The sequence below is a fragment of the Nocardiopsis protaetiae genome, assembly GCF_045446735.1.
Taxonomy (GTDB): domain Bacteria; phylum Actinomycetota; class Actinomycetes; order Streptosporangiales; family Streptosporangiaceae; genus Nocardiopsis; species Nocardiopsis protaetiae.
Genome location: NZ_JBJJBV010000192.1, coordinates 1 through 13171 on the forward strand (window position 1 = coordinate 1; position 13171 = coordinate 13171).

Here is a 13171-nt window from a genome sequence, read left to right on the forward strand (position 1 = left end):
GCGGTGCTGGGTCGGTTCCGGGACCTGGACGATGCGGACCGGTTCGTGTGGTTGCGGGGGTTCGCGGACATGGAGGTGCGCCGCCGGGGCCTGGAGGCGTTCTACGGGGGTCCGGTGTGGGCCGAGCACGGGCCCGCGGCCAACGACACGATGGTCGACTCCGACGATGTGCTGTTGTTGCGCCTGGTGGGCGGGGGCCTGGTGGTGGACTCGTCGGAGCGGGCGGGGGTGGGGGCGCCGGGAGGGTTCGTGGCGGTCACCGTGTGGTCCTTCCCGGTCGGGGAGGGGGAGGGGCCGAGGCTGGTCCGGGACCGGTTGGTGCCGGTGCTGGAGGAGACCGGGCCTTGCCCGTGGGCGGTGCTGGTGAGCGAGGACGCGCCGAACACGTTCCCGCGGCTGCCGGTGCGCACGGGTGAGAACGTCGCCGCCGTGGTGGTGTCCTATGCGGACGGGGACGCCCACCGGCGGCACTGGGACGCGGTGGGCGCCCACCCCGCGGCGCGTGGGGTGTTGGAGAAGGTGCGGGCGGCGCCGGTGGAGACCTACCGGTTGGCGCCCGCGGGGCGTTCGCTCCTGCACTGACGGTTCGTTGTCGAACGAAGTGTCGACGGTTCGCCGGGCGGCGAAGTGTGCCGGTGGGATGCTGGTCGTATGTCCTCTCACGCGCATGAGACGGCCGCGCTGGCGGCCCTGCTGGCCGATCCGACCCGGGCCGGGGTGTGCCTGGCCCTGGCCGACGGGCGGGCCTGGACCGCCACCGAGCTGTGCCGGCACACCGGGGTGGGCGCCTCCACCATGAGCGCCCACCTGGGGCGGCTGATCGGCGGCGGGGTGCTCGTCGAGCGCCGGCAGGGCCGGCACCGGTACGTGGCCCTGGCCGACGGGGAGGTCACCGCCCTGGTGGAGGCGTTGGCCGCCCGGGCCGCGCCGGGTGCGACGACGGCGCCCACGTTGCGCGCCCACCGGGCCCGGGAGGCGATGGCCCGGGCCCGCACGTGCTACGACCACCTGGCCGGGGAACTGGGGTGCGCGGTGGCCGAGGCGATGGTGGGGCGGGGGCTGCTCACCGCCGAGATGGGGGTGACCGGGCCGGGGCGGGAGTGGTTCGCCCGGCTGGGTGCGCCGCTGCCGGAGCGGGGGCGGCGGCCGCTGGCGCGGGCCTGCCTGGACTGGACCGAGCGGCGCCACCACCTGGCGGGGGTGGCCGGGGCGGTGCTGTGCGCGCACGCGTTCGAGGCGGGGTGGTGTGTGCGGGTGGGGTCCTCGCGGGCGGTGCGGGTGACCGGGGCCGGGCGCCGGGCGTGGGGTGCGGTCCTGGACATTTCGTTGGGGGACGAAGTGTCCGCCTCCTAGGGTCGTCGTATGACTTCTCGTACTCCTGTCCTGGCCGTGGTGGCGGCCGGGGTGACCGTCGCGCTGTGGGCGTCGGCGTTCGTGTCCATCCGGGTCACCGGTGAGTTCTACTCCCCCGGGGCGCTGGCCCTGGGGCGGCTGCTGGCCGGGGCGCTGGTGCTCGGTGTCCTGCTGGTGGTGACCCGGTCGGGGTGGCCGACGCGGGCGGCCTGGCCGGGGATCGTGTGCTCGGGGCTGCTGTGGTTCGGGGTGTACATGGTGGCGTTGAACTGGGGTGAGCGGGAGGTCGATGCCGGGACCGCGGCCCTGTTGGTGAACATCGGGCCGGTGCTGATCGCGCTGCTGAGTGTGGCGTGGCTGGGTGAGCGGTTGACGGTGTGGCTGGTGGTGGGCGGCGCGGTGGCGTTCGCGGGGGCGGCGGTGGTGGGGCTGACCACGGCCGGGCCCGGGCAGGTGACCTGGACGGGTGTGGTGCTGTGCCTGGTGGCGGCGGTGACCTACGCGATCGGGGTGGTGGCGCAAAAGCCCGCGCTGGCGCACGCGAGTGCGCTGCAGGTGGCGGGGTGGGGGTGCATCGTGGGTGCGGTGGCGTGCCTGCCGTTCGCGCCGGTGCTGGTGGCCGAGGCCGCGGCGGCGCCGTGGTGGGCGAGCGCGAACGTGGTGTACCTGGGGGTGTTCCCCACGGCGGTGGCGTTCACCACGTGGGGGTTCGCCCTGTCGCACATGAGCGCGGCCCGGCTGGGTGCGGCCACGTACCTGGTCCCGGCGCTGGTGGTGGTGCTGTCGTGGGCGGTGGTGGGCGAGGTGCCCACGACGGGCGGTCTGGTGGGCGGGGTGCTGTGCCTGGTGGGGGTGGCGCTGTCGCGTCGGCGGCCCGCGGTGCGCCCGGCGGTCGGTGAGCCGGGGCCGGTGGTGCGCTGACCGGTGCGCCCCCGGCGGGGTTCCGCCGGGGGCGCACCTGGTGTCAGCCCTGGTGCAGGACGCGCAGGCGGGCGGGCTCGCCGGGGTCGCGGTCGACGACCTGCACCGGTGCCCAGGCCCACTGCCAGACGCCGGTGCCGGGGGTGCGGGTGAAGCGGATCCGGCCCCGGGTGCCCTCGACGTCCAGGTGCGGCCAGGCGGCGGCGAGGGCGGCCGGGTCCGTGCCGTGTTCGCGCAGGGCCTGTGCCAGGACGGTGATGGTGTCGTGGCCCTCGAAGGCGACGAAGGAGGGGTCCTGGCCCAGCCGCTCGCGCAGGGCCGCCTCGACCCGGGTGCCGTGCGGGTCCAGGGCCGGGGGCCGGTAGCGCAGGAACGGGACGGCCGCGCCGTCCTCGCCCAGCCGTTGCGCCCAGGAGGGGAGTTCGGGCTGTCCGGCCGGGGCGCCGATGAGGACCCCGGTCAGGCGCGGGTCGCGGCGCACGGCGGTGACGAGCGGTATGGCGGGTTCGGGGTGTGCGGCCAGGACCAGCAGGGCGGTGGCCCGGTGGTGGGCGAGTGCGTCGCACACCGCCGCGGGGTCGTGCGGGTCCTGGTCGAGGGTGATGAGGGTGGCGCCGCGGGGGGTGAGGTGGTCGGCCAGGATGCGGGTGCCGGCCTGCCAGTAGGGGCTGGGCTGGGCGGCCACGGCGATGCGGCGGTGGCCCTGGGCCAGGAGGTGGTCGGCGTAGATCCGCCAGCCGTGGGACTGGGCGGGGGCCAGTCGGGCGACCCAGGGGGAGGGTTCGTCGGTGAGGGCGTCCAGGACCGCCGAGGAGCACAGGAACGGCAGGTGGCGGGCGTGTGCGCGGGCGGCGGCGGTGCGGGCGACCACGCTGTGGTACTCGCCGGCCAGGGCGGCCACGCCCAGGTCGGCGAGTTCGTCGACGGCCGCCGCGGCCGTGTCGGGGTCGGCGGCGGTGTCGCGGACCACGAGTTGCAGGGGGCGGGTGTGGATGCCGCCGGTGGCGTTGACCTCGTCCGCGGCGGTCTGGAGTCCGGCGAGGAGGTGGCGGCCCGCGTCGACCCAGCCGGGCGGGGTGAGGGGGGCCAGCACGCCGACGCGCACCGGTGCGGTGGGGGCGGGCGGGGTGGGGGTGTTCATCCGTGGGCGTCTTTCGGCAGGTGCGGCGGGCGGCCGCCCCCGTGTGGCCGGACTCGGCGTTGTGGCGGGTGCGCCCGTGTGATCATCGGACATTACATCCGCTGCCGGGCAGGGCCGACAACCGGATATCCGCCGGTGTGGGGGGATGCCGTCCCCCCACAGTCCGACCACGTGAGCGGGGGCATTCCCTGGTCCACGGGGAGTTGGGCCCCGACCACGTCCTGGCCGCCGGCGACGGGCGGGCCGTCCTCATCGACATCGAGGGGCTGATGTACTTCGACGCCGAGTGGGAGCACGCCTTCCTGCGGCTGCGTTTCTCCGACCACCGGGGGTTGGCCACCGTGGAGGTGGACCCGCACAGGATCCCGCCGCACCGGACCGGGAGGCGATGGGGGCCATCGCCGACCGCGCCCTGGGTCGGGCCCTGGCCGCACCGGCGGGCGGGGCGGGGTGGTAGGACGGGGGGATGGACGACCTGCGCCACCTGTGGAACACCGACACCGTCTGGCTCAACACCGCCCAGTACGGCATCCCGCCCGCCACCACCCGCACGGCCTTGGCCCGCCACCTGGACGCGTGGGCGTCGGCCACCGCCGACCCCGCCGACTGGGGGGACACCACCCGGGCGGCGCGCGAACGGCTGGGTACCCTGCTGGGCGTGCCCGGGCGTGATATCGCCCTGGGTGCGGCCACCTCCCAGTTGCTGGGGGTCGTGGCCGCGTCGTTGCCGGACACGGCGGTGGTGCTCGTCCCCGAGGGCGAGTTCGCGTCGGTGCTGTTCCCCTTCCAGGCGCGGGGGGTGCGGGTGCGCACCGCGCCCCTGGGCCGGCTGGCCGACGCGGCCGCCGCCGGGTGTGATGTGGTGGCGTTCAGCGTGGTGCACTCGGCGACGGGTGAGGGGGCGCCGGTGGCGGACATCGCCGCGGCCGCCCGCGGGGCGGGGGCGCTGGTGGTGGGGGACGCCACCCAGGCCGCCGGGTGGCTGCCCCTGGACGCGGCCGGGTTCGACGCCGTGGTGGGCACCACCTACAAGTGGCTGATGACCCCGCGGGGGCTGGGGTACGCGTACCTGGCGCCGGCGTTGCGGGAGCGTATGGGTGCCGCCCCGGGTGCGGGTCCGGCCGCCTCGGCCGACCCCGCGGATCTGTTCGCGGAACGGTTCGTGCCCGCGGAGGGTGCGCGCCGGTTCGACACCTCCCCCAACTGGTTGGCGCACACCGCGGCGGTGGCGTCCCTGGACGTGCTGCTGGGGGTGGGGATCGACAAGGTGTACGCCCACAACGTGGGTCTGGCGGACCGGTTCCGCGCCGCTGTGGGGCAGGGGCCGGGCGGGTCGGCGATCACGTCGGTGCGGGTTCCGGGGGCGCGGGAGCGGTTGGCGGCGGCGGGGATCGTGACCACGGTGCGGGGCGGGCGGACCCGGTTGGCGTTCCATGTGTACAACACGGAGGAGGACGCCGACCGGGCGGCCGCCGCGCTGGTGGGTTAGAGGGTGTCGGTGACGGTCTTGGCGGTGCCGTCCTTGTCGATGGTGAAGGCGTCGACGACGGTGCCGTCGGCGGTGCGGGCGGTGTAGACCAGCCGGTCGCCGTCCACCTCGACGGTCTGGAAGGTCTGGGTGTCGGCGAGCTGGACGCGGGGTTCGGCGCCGTTGGCGGTCCAGTTGGCGGGGGAGATGTCGTACATCTTGGGGCCGGTGACCGAGACCGCGTACACCGGTCCGGTCTGTACGTTCGGGTCGTCGGTGCGGTGGGCGGTGAGGTTGCCGCGGGCGTAGGAGTGGTCGTGGCCCTGGAGGACGAGGTCGACGTCGTGGTCCTCCAGGGTGTTCAGCCAGGCGGTGCGCAGGGGTGCGTTGTCGCGGCCGGGGCTGTTGGAGAACAGCGGGTGGTGGAAGAGGACGACGGCCCACTCGTTGGGGTTGGCCTCCAGTGTGTCGTCCAGCCACTGCCGTTGGATGTTCAGCCAGGCGGTGGTGTCGAGGGGTGCGGCGTTGCGGTAGTTGGAGTTGACGACGATGAACCGCACCCCCTGGTAGTCGGTGGCGTGGACGGTGTCGGGCAGGTCGGCGCCGGCGGTGGGGCCGGTGCCGTTGCCGGGGAACTGGGGTGTCCACCGCTGGCTGAGCGAGGTGCCGGAGTACTCGTGGTTGCCGGGGGCGGCCAGGTGGTCCAGGGTGCCCGAGGCGGTGCCGAAGGCGTCGAACCATTCGCTCCACTGGGTGTCGCTGTTGGCGGAGTCGATGAGGTCGCCGGCGTGGACGGCGAGGGAGGCGTCGGGGGTGGCGGCCAGGGCGGCGCGTACGACCGGGGCGGCGCCGCGGGTGATGTCGTTCTGGATGTCGCCGAAGTACAGGAACGTGAAGGGATCGTCGGTGCCGGTGGTGGTGAAGGTGAGCCAGGGGCCGTAGGTGGTGCCGTCGCCGACCCGGTACCGGTAGTCGGTGTCGGGGGTCAGGCCGGTGGCGGTGGCGGTGTGGTGGGCGCGCCCGGACAGGGTGGCGGTGGTGGTGCCAGCCACCTCCTGGATGGTGTCGGGGGTGGCGGCGGGGGCGATCTGGAGCACCGGGGTGGGGGTGGGGTCCGAGCGCCAGGTGAGGGTGCGGGCGGTGTCGGGGGTGGCGGTGGGCGAGAGCAGGATCCGGTCGGGTGCGCTGGTGGTGGCGGGTGTGGCGGCGGCCGGGGCCGGTGCGAGGGTGAGGGCCAGGGCGGTGCCCAGGGCCAGGACGTGGGTGGGGCGGACGGGCATGGGCCGGGGGCCTTTCTGCCGGGGTTCGCGGTCGCCGGTGACGGTAGTGGGCGCCCGGTAACGGTCGGTGAACGCCCCGCCACGTCTCCTTCCACGTTCGGTGATGGTTCGGGTGCGGGTGGTCAGTGGGCGCGGGCGGGTACCGGGACGCGGTCCAGGTCCTGGGCCAGGGTGAGGGGCCCGTCGAACTCCTCGGCGGCCTGGGCGAGGAAGAGCGCGTCGTCCTGGGCGGAGTAGCGTTCGGAGATGTGGGTGAGCACCACCGACCGGGCCCCGGCCCGGGCGGCGATGCGTCCGGCCTGGCGGGCGGTGAGGTGGCCGTAGGGGGCGGCCAGGTGTTCCTCGGAGTCCAGGTAGGTGGACTCGATGACCAGCAGGTCGGCGCCGCGGGCCAGGTCGACGGCCTCGGGGCAGGCGGCGGTGTCCATGACGAACGCCATGACCTGGCCGGGTCTGGGTTCGGCGCAGTCGGCGAGCTCCACCCGGTGCCCGTCGGGGGCGGTGACCCACCCCTGGCGGTGCAGGAGTCCGATGCGGGGGCCGGTGACGCCGTGGGCGGCGAGCCGGTCGGGGAGCATCCGCCACCCGTCGGGTTCGGCGATCCGGTACCCGTAGCAGGGCAGGGAGTGGTGCAGCGGCAGCGCCGTGATGTGCAGGTCCTCCTCGCCCAGGGGGCAGGCGCCGTCCCCGGTGACGGGCTGGGGCACGATGCGGGCGGTGTCGTGGAAGGCGGTGGCGTGGCGCAGCCGCTCCAGGTGGGCGGCCCCTTGGGCGGGGTGGGCGATGGGGATCGGGTGGGGGACCCGGTCGCGGGCGATGCGCTGGATGATGCCGGGCAGGCCCAGGCTGTGGTCGCCGTGGAAGTGGGTGATGCAGATCCGGGTGATGTCGGTGGCCGACAGGCCGGCGGTGCGCATCTGCCGCTGGGTGCCCTCCCCGGGGTCGAAGAGGATGCCGTGGGTGTCCCAGCGCAGGAAGTAGCCGTTGTGGTTGCGCCGTGGGGTGGGGACCGCGCTGGAGGTGCCCAGGACGGTGAGTTCGCGTGCCGACATGGGGTGCATCCTGCCACGGGCCCCGGTGCGGGTCGTGTGCTTTTTCAGCGGGCGGGGCCCGGGTCGGGCCGGGTGGCGGGGGCGGTGGCCACCAGGGCGGCGAACAGCAGGGGTGCCGCGGTCTGGTAGCCGATCCACAGCTCGCCGCCCAGGGTGGCGCCCCGGTGGGTGATGAGCAGGCCGGTGAGCGCGGCCAGCACCCAGCCGCCGTCGTAGAGGGCCATGAGCCTCAGGAGGGCGGGCATCGGGCGGGTGCGCGCGCAGGCGATCTCGAACCCGCCGCCGACCAGCAGGGCCAGGCCGGAGGCGACCATGAGCCAGGTGGGGGCGCCGAGCAGGGCGCCGAGGGGGTTCGCGCCCAGGGTGAAGGCGGCGCCGAGCAGTGTTTTGACGGCGCCGTCGGCGATGACCCCCGCCGTCAGGGGTGTGGTGGTCCGTTCCGGTGCCATGTCCGGCCTCTTCTCGTGTTCGTTCCACTCGCTTCGATAATCAGATTATGGCAATAATGTGATTATGCGAATGACGAGGGCCCAGACCAAGGAACGCAACCGCCGCGCCCTGCTGGAGGCCGCCGGGGAGATCGTCGCCCGGGACGGCCACCGCGCCCGGCTGGAGGAGATCGCCGACCGGGCCGGGCTGACCACCGGCGCCGTCTACTCGCTGTTCGGCAGCAAGGACGGCCTGGTCACCGCCCTGGTCACCGAGCACGCGAAGGGGGACTACGAGGAGGCCGAGCGGGAGATCGGCGCCGATACGGACCTGGTGGGGGCGGTCGAGGCGTTCGCCCGCCTGTACCGGCGCGGCTGCGAGGGCCCCGGAGCGCGGTCGGGGCTGTCGCTGCAGGCGACCCTGATGGACATGGCCCTGCGCGACGAGGCGCTGCGCGCCCGGCTCGCCTCCTCGATCTCCGCCGGGGAGGAGCGCCTGGCCGGGCTGTTCGCCGGCCGGGAGTACCGCGGCGCCCCGGTGGGGGCCGGGCGGGCGCGGCGGCTGGCCACGGCGCTGCGGGCGCTGCTGGCCGGCCTGGGCCAGGGGGTGGTGCTGGGCCTGGCCCGGGCCGACGAGCGGTTCTTCGCCGACGCCGCCCGGGCCCTGGTGTGCGACGCGGTCCTGAACGGGGGCGGGCCGGGCCTCAGCGCAGGCGCTTGAGGGCGCCGGGGGTCAGGTCGGCCGGGGTGGGGTAGCCGTTGACGGCCATGAGCAGGTCGGCCTCGGCCAGCAGCGCGCGCAGGGTGTGCACCAGGCCGGGGACGCCGCCCGCGGCCAGGGCGTAGGCGTAGGGGCGGCCCACGGCGACGGCGGTGGCGCCCGCGGCCAGGGCCTTGACGATGTCGGTGCCCGAGCGCACCCCGGAGTCGAAGATGACGGGCAGGTCGGTGGCGGCGGCGACCTCGGGCAGGCAGTCCAGTGCGGGGATGCCGCCGTTGGCCTGGCGGCCGCCGTGGTTGGAGCAGTAGATGGCGTCGACGCCGCCGTCGGCGGCGCGGCGGGCGTCGTCGGGGTGGCAGATGCCCTTGACGATGAGCGGCAGGTCGGTGAGGGAGCGCAGCCAGGGCAGGTCGTCCCAGGTGAGGGGGTTGCCGAAGAGTCCGGCCCAGGTGGCCACCACGTGGTCGGGGGTGGGGTCGGGGCCCACGATCTTCTGGAAGACGGGGTCGGAGGTGTAGTTGGCCAGGCAGTGGCCGCGCAGCTGGGGGAAGTTGGCGGTGGCCAGGTCGCGGGGGCGCCAGCCGGTGATCCAGGTGTCCAGGGTGACGACGATGGCCTGGAATCCGGCCTGTTCGGCGCGGTGCACCAGGCTGGCGGCCAGGTCGCGGTCGGTGGGGGTGTAGAGCTGGAACAGGCCGGGGGTGTCGCCCAGGTGGGGGGTGACCTGCTCCATGGGGTCCTGGGTGAGGGTGGAGGCGATCATGGGCACCCCGGTGGCGGCGGCGGCCCGGGCGGTGGCGATGTCGCCGTGCCGGTCCTGGGAGCACAGGCCGATGACGCCGACGGGGGCCATGAGCAGGGGCGAGGGCAGGGTGATGCCGCACAGGTCCACCGACAGGTCGCGTTCGGCGGCGCCGACGAACATGCGCGGGTACAGGCCCCAGTCGGTGAAGGCGCGGGCGTTGGCGTCCTGGGTGTTCTCGTCCCCGGCGCCGCCGGCGACGTAGGACCAGATGCCCGGGGGGAGGGCGTGGCGGGCGCGTTCGGCCAGGTCGGTGAAGGTCATGGGGTGGTCGGGGACGACGCCGGTGAGGCCGTTGAGGTAGATCTCCAGCTGGTAGTCGCCGTAACGCGGGCTCATGGTGGTCCTTGCACGGGGGAAGGGGTGTGGTGTGCTTCACAGCCTGCAAGTTGACATGTGGGTGTGTCAAGAGTGGGGCGGCGGGGAGCCCCGGGCGGTGCGGGGCGGGGTGGTTCAGGGGGTGCGGCGGCGTGAGCGCAGCAGCGGCAGGTACACCTCGGCGATGTCGGCGCCCACCCGGGCGGCGTCCTGGGAGCGGTCGCCCAGCACCCAGTCGATGACCAGCTCGTTGGCGGCGCCCACCAGGGCCAGCGCCTGCTTGCGGAAGGGCCGGTCCACCAGGTGGCCGGACTCGACGCCGCGGGCGTAGGCGGCGTCGATGAGGTCGGCGATGGTGTGGCGGGCGGCGCGGCGGCGCTCCTCCATGGCCGGGCTCACCCCCACGCTCTCCACCGAGATGACCCGGGGCAGGCGGGGGTCGGCCATGACCAGGTCCAGGTAGGCGCCCAGGGCCGCCATCACCTGGTCCTCGAAGGCGTCCGCCGAGTCCAGGGCGGCGGTCATGGCCGCAAGGGCCCGGCCCAGGACCTCGTCGTAGACGGCGCGCAGGGCGGCCTCGCGGTCGGCGAAGTGCTCGTAGAAGTAGCGGTTGGTGAGCTCGGCTCGGGCGCAGATCGCGCCGACCGTGGCGGCCCGGAACCCCACCGTGCCGAACTCCTGGAGGGAGGCGTCCAGCAGGCGGCGGCGCCGGGCCCGTTGGCGTTCGTCGGGGGTCATCCCCCGCCAGGGGCGCACCAGTTCCACCCGGGGTCGTGTCATGACCTCACGGTAGCGGCCCGGCCGGGGCGCCGTCCCGCGACGGTGCGGCCGTGTCGGGTACGGGGGCCGGTGCGTCCCGGTCCTGTTCCGGTGCGGGTGCGCGGGCGGGCAGGTGGGTGTCGAGCAGGCCGAGCAGGCGCAGGGCCACCGCCGCCAGGAACGCCAGGCCGCCGCCCAGTTCCAGGACCTCCTCGAAGGACTGCTGGAAGCGTTCGGCCGTGGTGCTCCAGGTGGCCGGGTCGACCGAGTCCAGGCCCACCGCCGCGGCCGAGAGCACCACGCCGGCCGCCAGCGCGAGGGCCGCCCCGGTGTCGGGGCGCACCGCCCGCCACACGAAGGGCAGCAGCGCCAGGCCCACGACGGCGACGCCCATGATGAGGAAGTCGCCGGGGGCCACCCAGGGCAGGAACGGCACGGTGACCCCGCGCGGGGCCAGGTAGCCGTCGCGGATCCGCTCGTGCAGGGCGAACCGGTCGTCCACGGCCAGGGCGAAGAAGCCCGCGCCCAGCGGCCACCAGATCCACCGCGGCCGCTCGCCGATGCGCGCCGTCACCAGCGCCACCAGGGCGCAGCCGGCCGCGGCCAGCACCAGGGCCATGGTCTGCACCCACGTCATCGGGGTCAGTTCGGGGGCGATCCACTCCCAGTAGCGGGGCCAGCGGGCCGCGGCCAGCAGGGCGGGCACCACCGCCCAGAACACGGCCAGGGCCAGGACCAGGGTCAGGCGTGCGCGGCGCATGCGGCCACCTTTGCATCGACGAGGGGGACGGCGGGAACAGGGGCGGGAGCGGGGGCGGTGGGCCAGGTGACGGCATCGAGCGGGGCGCCGCGCACCGCGGCCACCAGCCGGTCGGCCCACATCCTGGCCCCGCGTTCCAGGGTCTCGGTGCGCCACCAGGCGCTGTGGCCGGTCTGTAGGACGAGCCCCCGGGCGAGCAGGTCGCCCCCGTCGGCCGGGTCCAGGACGGTGTCGTCCACCGCGTAGGCGCCCAGGGCCCCGCGGCGCAGCAGGTCCACGACGGCGCCGGTGTCGACCAGGGCGGCCCGGGAGGGGTTGACCAGCAGCGCGCCCGGGCGCATCAGCGCCAGTTCGGCCCCGCCCAGGATGGGCGGTGCCCCGAAGGTGTAGCCGGCGCACACGGCCACCGCGTCGGCGCAGGCCAGCAGTGGTTCCAGGTCCATGACCCCGAGGGCCCGGGTGCGGGCGGCGTCGGCGGCGGCCGGGTCGGGGTCGGTGCCCACGACGGTCATGCCCAGGGCGCGGGCCCGCAGGGCCAGGGCGGTGCCGATGCGGCCCAGGCCCACCACGCCCAGGGTGCGGCCGGTCAGCTCGACGCCGCGCAGGGAGGCGTCGGGGGAGGCCAGGGCGCGGGAGCGGTCGTGGGCCAGGTGCAGGCGGGTGGCCAGGGCCAGGAGCATCGCCAGGCCGTGTTCGGCGACGGCGGTGGTGGCGTAGTCGGGCAGCACCGACAGGCCCACCCCGCGCGAGCGGAGCAGGTCGATGTCCAGGTGGTCGTAGCCGGTGGCGTACAGGACGATGCCGCGCAGGTTCGGCAGGGCGTCCAGGAGGGCGGCGTCGATGCGGGGCAGGCACAGGTTGGTGGAGCCCAGCAGGTCGGCGTCGGCCAGGAGGCGGACGGCGGTGGTGTGGTCGGGGGCGCGGTCGGCCCGGACGAGGGTGGTGTGGGCCAGGTCTTCGAGCTCGGTCCGGTGCCGGGGCGGGAGCGTGTCCCGGCCGGCTCGGCTGAGCACGACGAGGCGAGGGTGTCCCATGGGGTGATCGGGGCCTGTCCGCGGGTGAGCGCGGGGTTCGGAGAGGGCCCCGTGCCTCCTTCGCTGCGGATCCCCGCCGGTGTGTCGGCGGGTCGTCGGGCGGGATCGGGGTGCCGGGTGCGCGGGCGTTGAGAGGGGCCGGGCCCCGAGGGGGGCCGACCAGCACGGAACACCATAGCGGGCTTTGTGGAGAGCGCTCGGGAAAACACTCCCGACACCTCTCCGGGACAGGGGTGGCGGCCATTGGCCCTTCCCGGATTTCCCGGGTGAGCGCCATTGAATCCGATCGGGTCCACTGCCGGTCCGCGCACCCGATCCTGGGTTTTACCAGGGAAAACGCACCGTTGCGGGCGCGGGTCGGAAAGGTGATTCCCGCTGGTGCGGAGCTCTCGGAAACCCCTTCATTTCCATGAAGATTTCCTCACGGAAATTTCATCGAACGGAACGTCCTCCGCTTGACGCAGAGGGCAGAGGAGGATTCCCGCGGGATTTGTCGGTATCGCCATGATCTGGGCGGCGGGACCGAACCGGTGAGGGCACGGGCGAGGTGCGCCGGTAGTCGGTGGGGGAGGCGGTGCCGGTCGCCACCGGCCCGGGTGAGGGCGAGGGGTTCCTCCCGGCGCACGTGTACGACCCCGGGCGCGGTACCGGGCGATCACCCGCGACCGGGGCGGCCATGGCGACGGCCGCCAAGGCGCTGGCCGCGCTGCGCCGGGCGGGGGTGATCGTGTCGGCGCTCCGGGTCGGTGTCGTGTTCGGGCGAGGGGTCGCAGCGCGGGCGGACCGTGCGCGCGGCGACGCCGAGGGCCTGTCGGCCCTGTCGATGCGGGCGGTGACGTCCCGGCCCCCGCTCGGTTCAGCGCGGGGTGTACCCATCGCGTTTTCGCCACCTCGGGGCGGGGGCGGGCGGGGCCGCCAACGTTATGCGGCGGCTTTGTGCCATCTATGTAGCAACACAAGATGTACATCATTATAAGGCCCACTTATCGTGAGTCAGGATTCCGGGGTTCCCGGGCGGCGCAGGGGGTCAACGCAACCAAATACGTTTTAGAGTTAACGTTTCCAACGAAACGTTATTGGACAGGGTGGGGCGGAACCCGGTGGAGCCGGGGCGGGTCGTCCGGGACGCGGGGG

12 protein-coding genes and 1 pseudogene are annotated in these 13171 nt (G+C 74.7%); 5 read left to right on the top strand and 8 right to left on the bottom strand.

The window, feature by feature from the left end:
- The 3 genes and pseudogenes from ACJOT3_RS24690 to ACJOT3_RS24700 form a co-directional block, all read left to right on the top strand.
- A pseudogene (locus tag ACJOT3_RS24690) lies at positions 1-582 on the top strand (hypothetical protein); the annotation flags it as partial.
- 69 nt (positions 583-651) lie between these two features.
- Entirely contained in the window at positions 652-1353 is a 702-nt protein-coding gene (locus ACJOT3_RS24695) for an ArsR/SmtB family transcription factor (protein WP_406975482.1), read from the top strand.
- A gap of 9 nt (positions 1354-1362) precedes the next feature.
- Positions 1363-2274, top strand: coding sequence for a DMT family transporter (locus ACJOT3_RS24700; RefSeq protein WP_406975483.1), 912 nt, complete (start codon positions 1363-1365; stop codon positions 2272-2274).
- A 43-nt stretch (positions 2275-2317) separates the two neighbouring features.
- Here the strand turns inward: ACJOT3_RS24700 and ACJOT3_RS24705 are convergent, their stop codons facing one another.
- A complete protein-coding gene (locus ACJOT3_RS24705; RefSeq protein ID WP_406975484.1) occupies positions 2318-3415 on the bottom strand; it encodes an ABC transporter substrate-binding protein in 1098 nt (365 codons plus the stop codon).
- 466 nt (positions 3416-3881) lie between these two features.
- On the opposite strand from ACJOT3_RS24705, the gene ACJOT3_RS24710 reads away from it, so the two are divergent.
- The gene (locus tag ACJOT3_RS24710) at positions 3882-4904 is read left to right on the top strand and encodes an aminotransferase class V-fold PLP-dependent enzyme (RefSeq protein ID WP_406975485.1); all 1023 of its coding nucleotides are present in this window, start codon (positions 3882-3884) and stop codon (positions 4902-4904) included.
- On the opposite strand, the gene ACJOT3_RS24715 is transcribed toward ACJOT3_RS24710, so the two are convergent.
- The 3 genes from ACJOT3_RS24715 to ACJOT3_RS24725 all read right to left on the bottom strand — a co-directional run bounded on the left by ACJOT3_RS24715 (position 4901) and on the right by ACJOT3_RS24725 (position 7664).
- A complete protein-coding gene (locus ACJOT3_RS24715; protein ID WP_406975486.1) occupies positions 4901-6163 on the bottom strand; it encodes a purple acid phosphatase family protein in 1263 nt (420 codons plus the stop codon). The genes ACJOT3_RS24710 and ACJOT3_RS24715 overlap by 4 nt on opposite strands.
- Before the next feature lie 122 nt (positions 6164-6285).
- Entirely contained in the window at positions 6286-7215 is a 930-nt protein-coding gene (locus ACJOT3_RS24720) for a ribonuclease Z (RefSeq protein ID WP_406975487.1), read from the bottom strand.
- A 44-nt stretch (positions 7216-7259) separates the two neighbouring features.
- Entirely contained in the window at positions 7260-7664 is a 405-nt protein-coding gene (locus ACJOT3_RS24725; RefSeq protein ID WP_406975488.1) for a hypothetical protein, read from the bottom strand.
- Between the two features lie 64 nt (positions 7665-7728).
- Between ACJOT3_RS24725 and ACJOT3_RS24730 the strand changes: the two genes are divergently transcribed.
- Positions 7729-8364: a TetR/AcrR family transcriptional regulator gene (locus ACJOT3_RS24730; protein ID WP_406975489.1), complete on the top strand. Its 636-nt coding sequence runs from the start codon at positions 7729-7731 to the stop codon at positions 8362-8364.
- Here the strand turns inward: ACJOT3_RS24730 and ACJOT3_RS24735 are convergent.
- From ACJOT3_RS24735 to ACJOT3_RS24750, 4 genes are all read right to left on the bottom strand, one after another.
- Positions 8348-9505, bottom strand: a complete 1158-nt coding sequence (locus ACJOT3_RS24735) for an alpha-hydroxy-acid oxidizing protein (protein WP_406975490.1) — start codon at positions 9503-9505, stop codon at positions 8348-8350. The two genes, ACJOT3_RS24730 and ACJOT3_RS24735, sit on opposite strands and share 17 nt — an antisense overlap.
- A 114-nt stretch (positions 9506-9619) precedes the next feature.
- A complete protein-coding gene (locus tag ACJOT3_RS24740) occupies positions 9620-10264 on the bottom strand; it encodes a TetR/AcrR family transcriptional regulator (protein ID WP_406975491.1) in 645 nt (214 codons plus the stop codon).
- 4 nt (positions 10265-10268) lie between these two features.
- Positions 10269-11003, bottom strand: a complete 735-nt coding sequence (locus tag ACJOT3_RS24745) for a DUF8692 domain-containing protein (protein ID WP_406975492.1) — start codon at positions 11001-11003, stop codon at positions 10269-10271.
- Positions 10985-12037, bottom strand: a complete 1053-nt coding sequence (locus ACJOT3_RS24750) for a 2-hydroxyacid dehydrogenase (protein WP_406975493.1) — start codon at positions 12035-12037, stop codon at positions 10985-10987. Before ACJOT3_RS24750 ends, ACJOT3_RS24745 begins: the two co-directional genes overlap by 19 nt.
- Between the last annotated feature and the right edge of the window lie 1134 nt (positions 12038-13171).

Bases quoted from the DNA above. Each gene is read 5' to 3' on its own strand.
- ACJOT3_RS24695 (WP_406975482.1), top strand. From the start codon at position 652: ATGTCCTCTCACGCGCATGAGACGGCCGCGCTGGCGGCCCTGCTGGCC.
- ACJOT3_RS24700 (WP_406975483.1), top strand. From the start codon at position 1,363: ATGACTTCTCGTACTCCTGTCCTGGCCGTGGTGGCGGCCGGGGTGACC.
- ACJOT3_RS24705 (WP_406975484.1), bottom strand. From the start codon at position 3,415: ATGAACACCCCCACCCCGCCCGCCCCCACCGCACCGGTGCGCGTCGGC.
- ACJOT3_RS24710 (WP_406975485.1), top strand. From the start codon at position 3,882: ATGGACGACCTGCGCCACCTGTGGAACACCGACACCGTCTGGCTCAAC.
- ACJOT3_RS24715 (WP_406975486.1), bottom strand. From the start codon at position 6,163: ATGCCCGTCCGCCCCACCCACGTCCTGGCCCTGGGCACCGCCCTGGCC.
- ACJOT3_RS24720 (WP_406975487.1), bottom strand. From the start codon at position 7,215: ATGTCGGCACGCGAACTCACCGTCCTGGGCACCTCCAGCGCGGTCCCC.
- ACJOT3_RS24725 (WP_406975488.1), bottom strand. From the start codon at position 7,664: ATGGCACCGGAACGGACCACCACACCCCTGACGGCGGGGGTCATCGCC.
- ACJOT3_RS24730 (WP_406975489.1), top strand. From the start codon at position 7,729: ATGCGAATGACGAGGGCCCAGACCAAGGAACGCAACCGCCGCGCCCTG.
- ACJOT3_RS24735 (WP_406975490.1), bottom strand. From the start codon at position 9,505: ATGAGCCCGCGTTACGGCGACTACCAGCTGGAGATCTACCTCAACGGC.
- ACJOT3_RS24740 (WP_406975491.1), bottom strand. From the start codon at position 10,264: ATGACACGACCCCGGGTGGAACTGGTGCGCCCCTGGCGGGGGATGACC.
- ACJOT3_RS24745 (WP_406975492.1), bottom strand. From the start codon at position 11,003: ATGCGCCGCGCACGCCTGACCCTGGTCCTGGCCCTGGCCGTGTTCTGG.
- ACJOT3_RS24750 (WP_406975493.1), bottom strand. From the start codon at position 12,037: ATGGGACACCCTCGCCTCGTCGTGCTCAGCCGAGCCGGCCGGGACACG.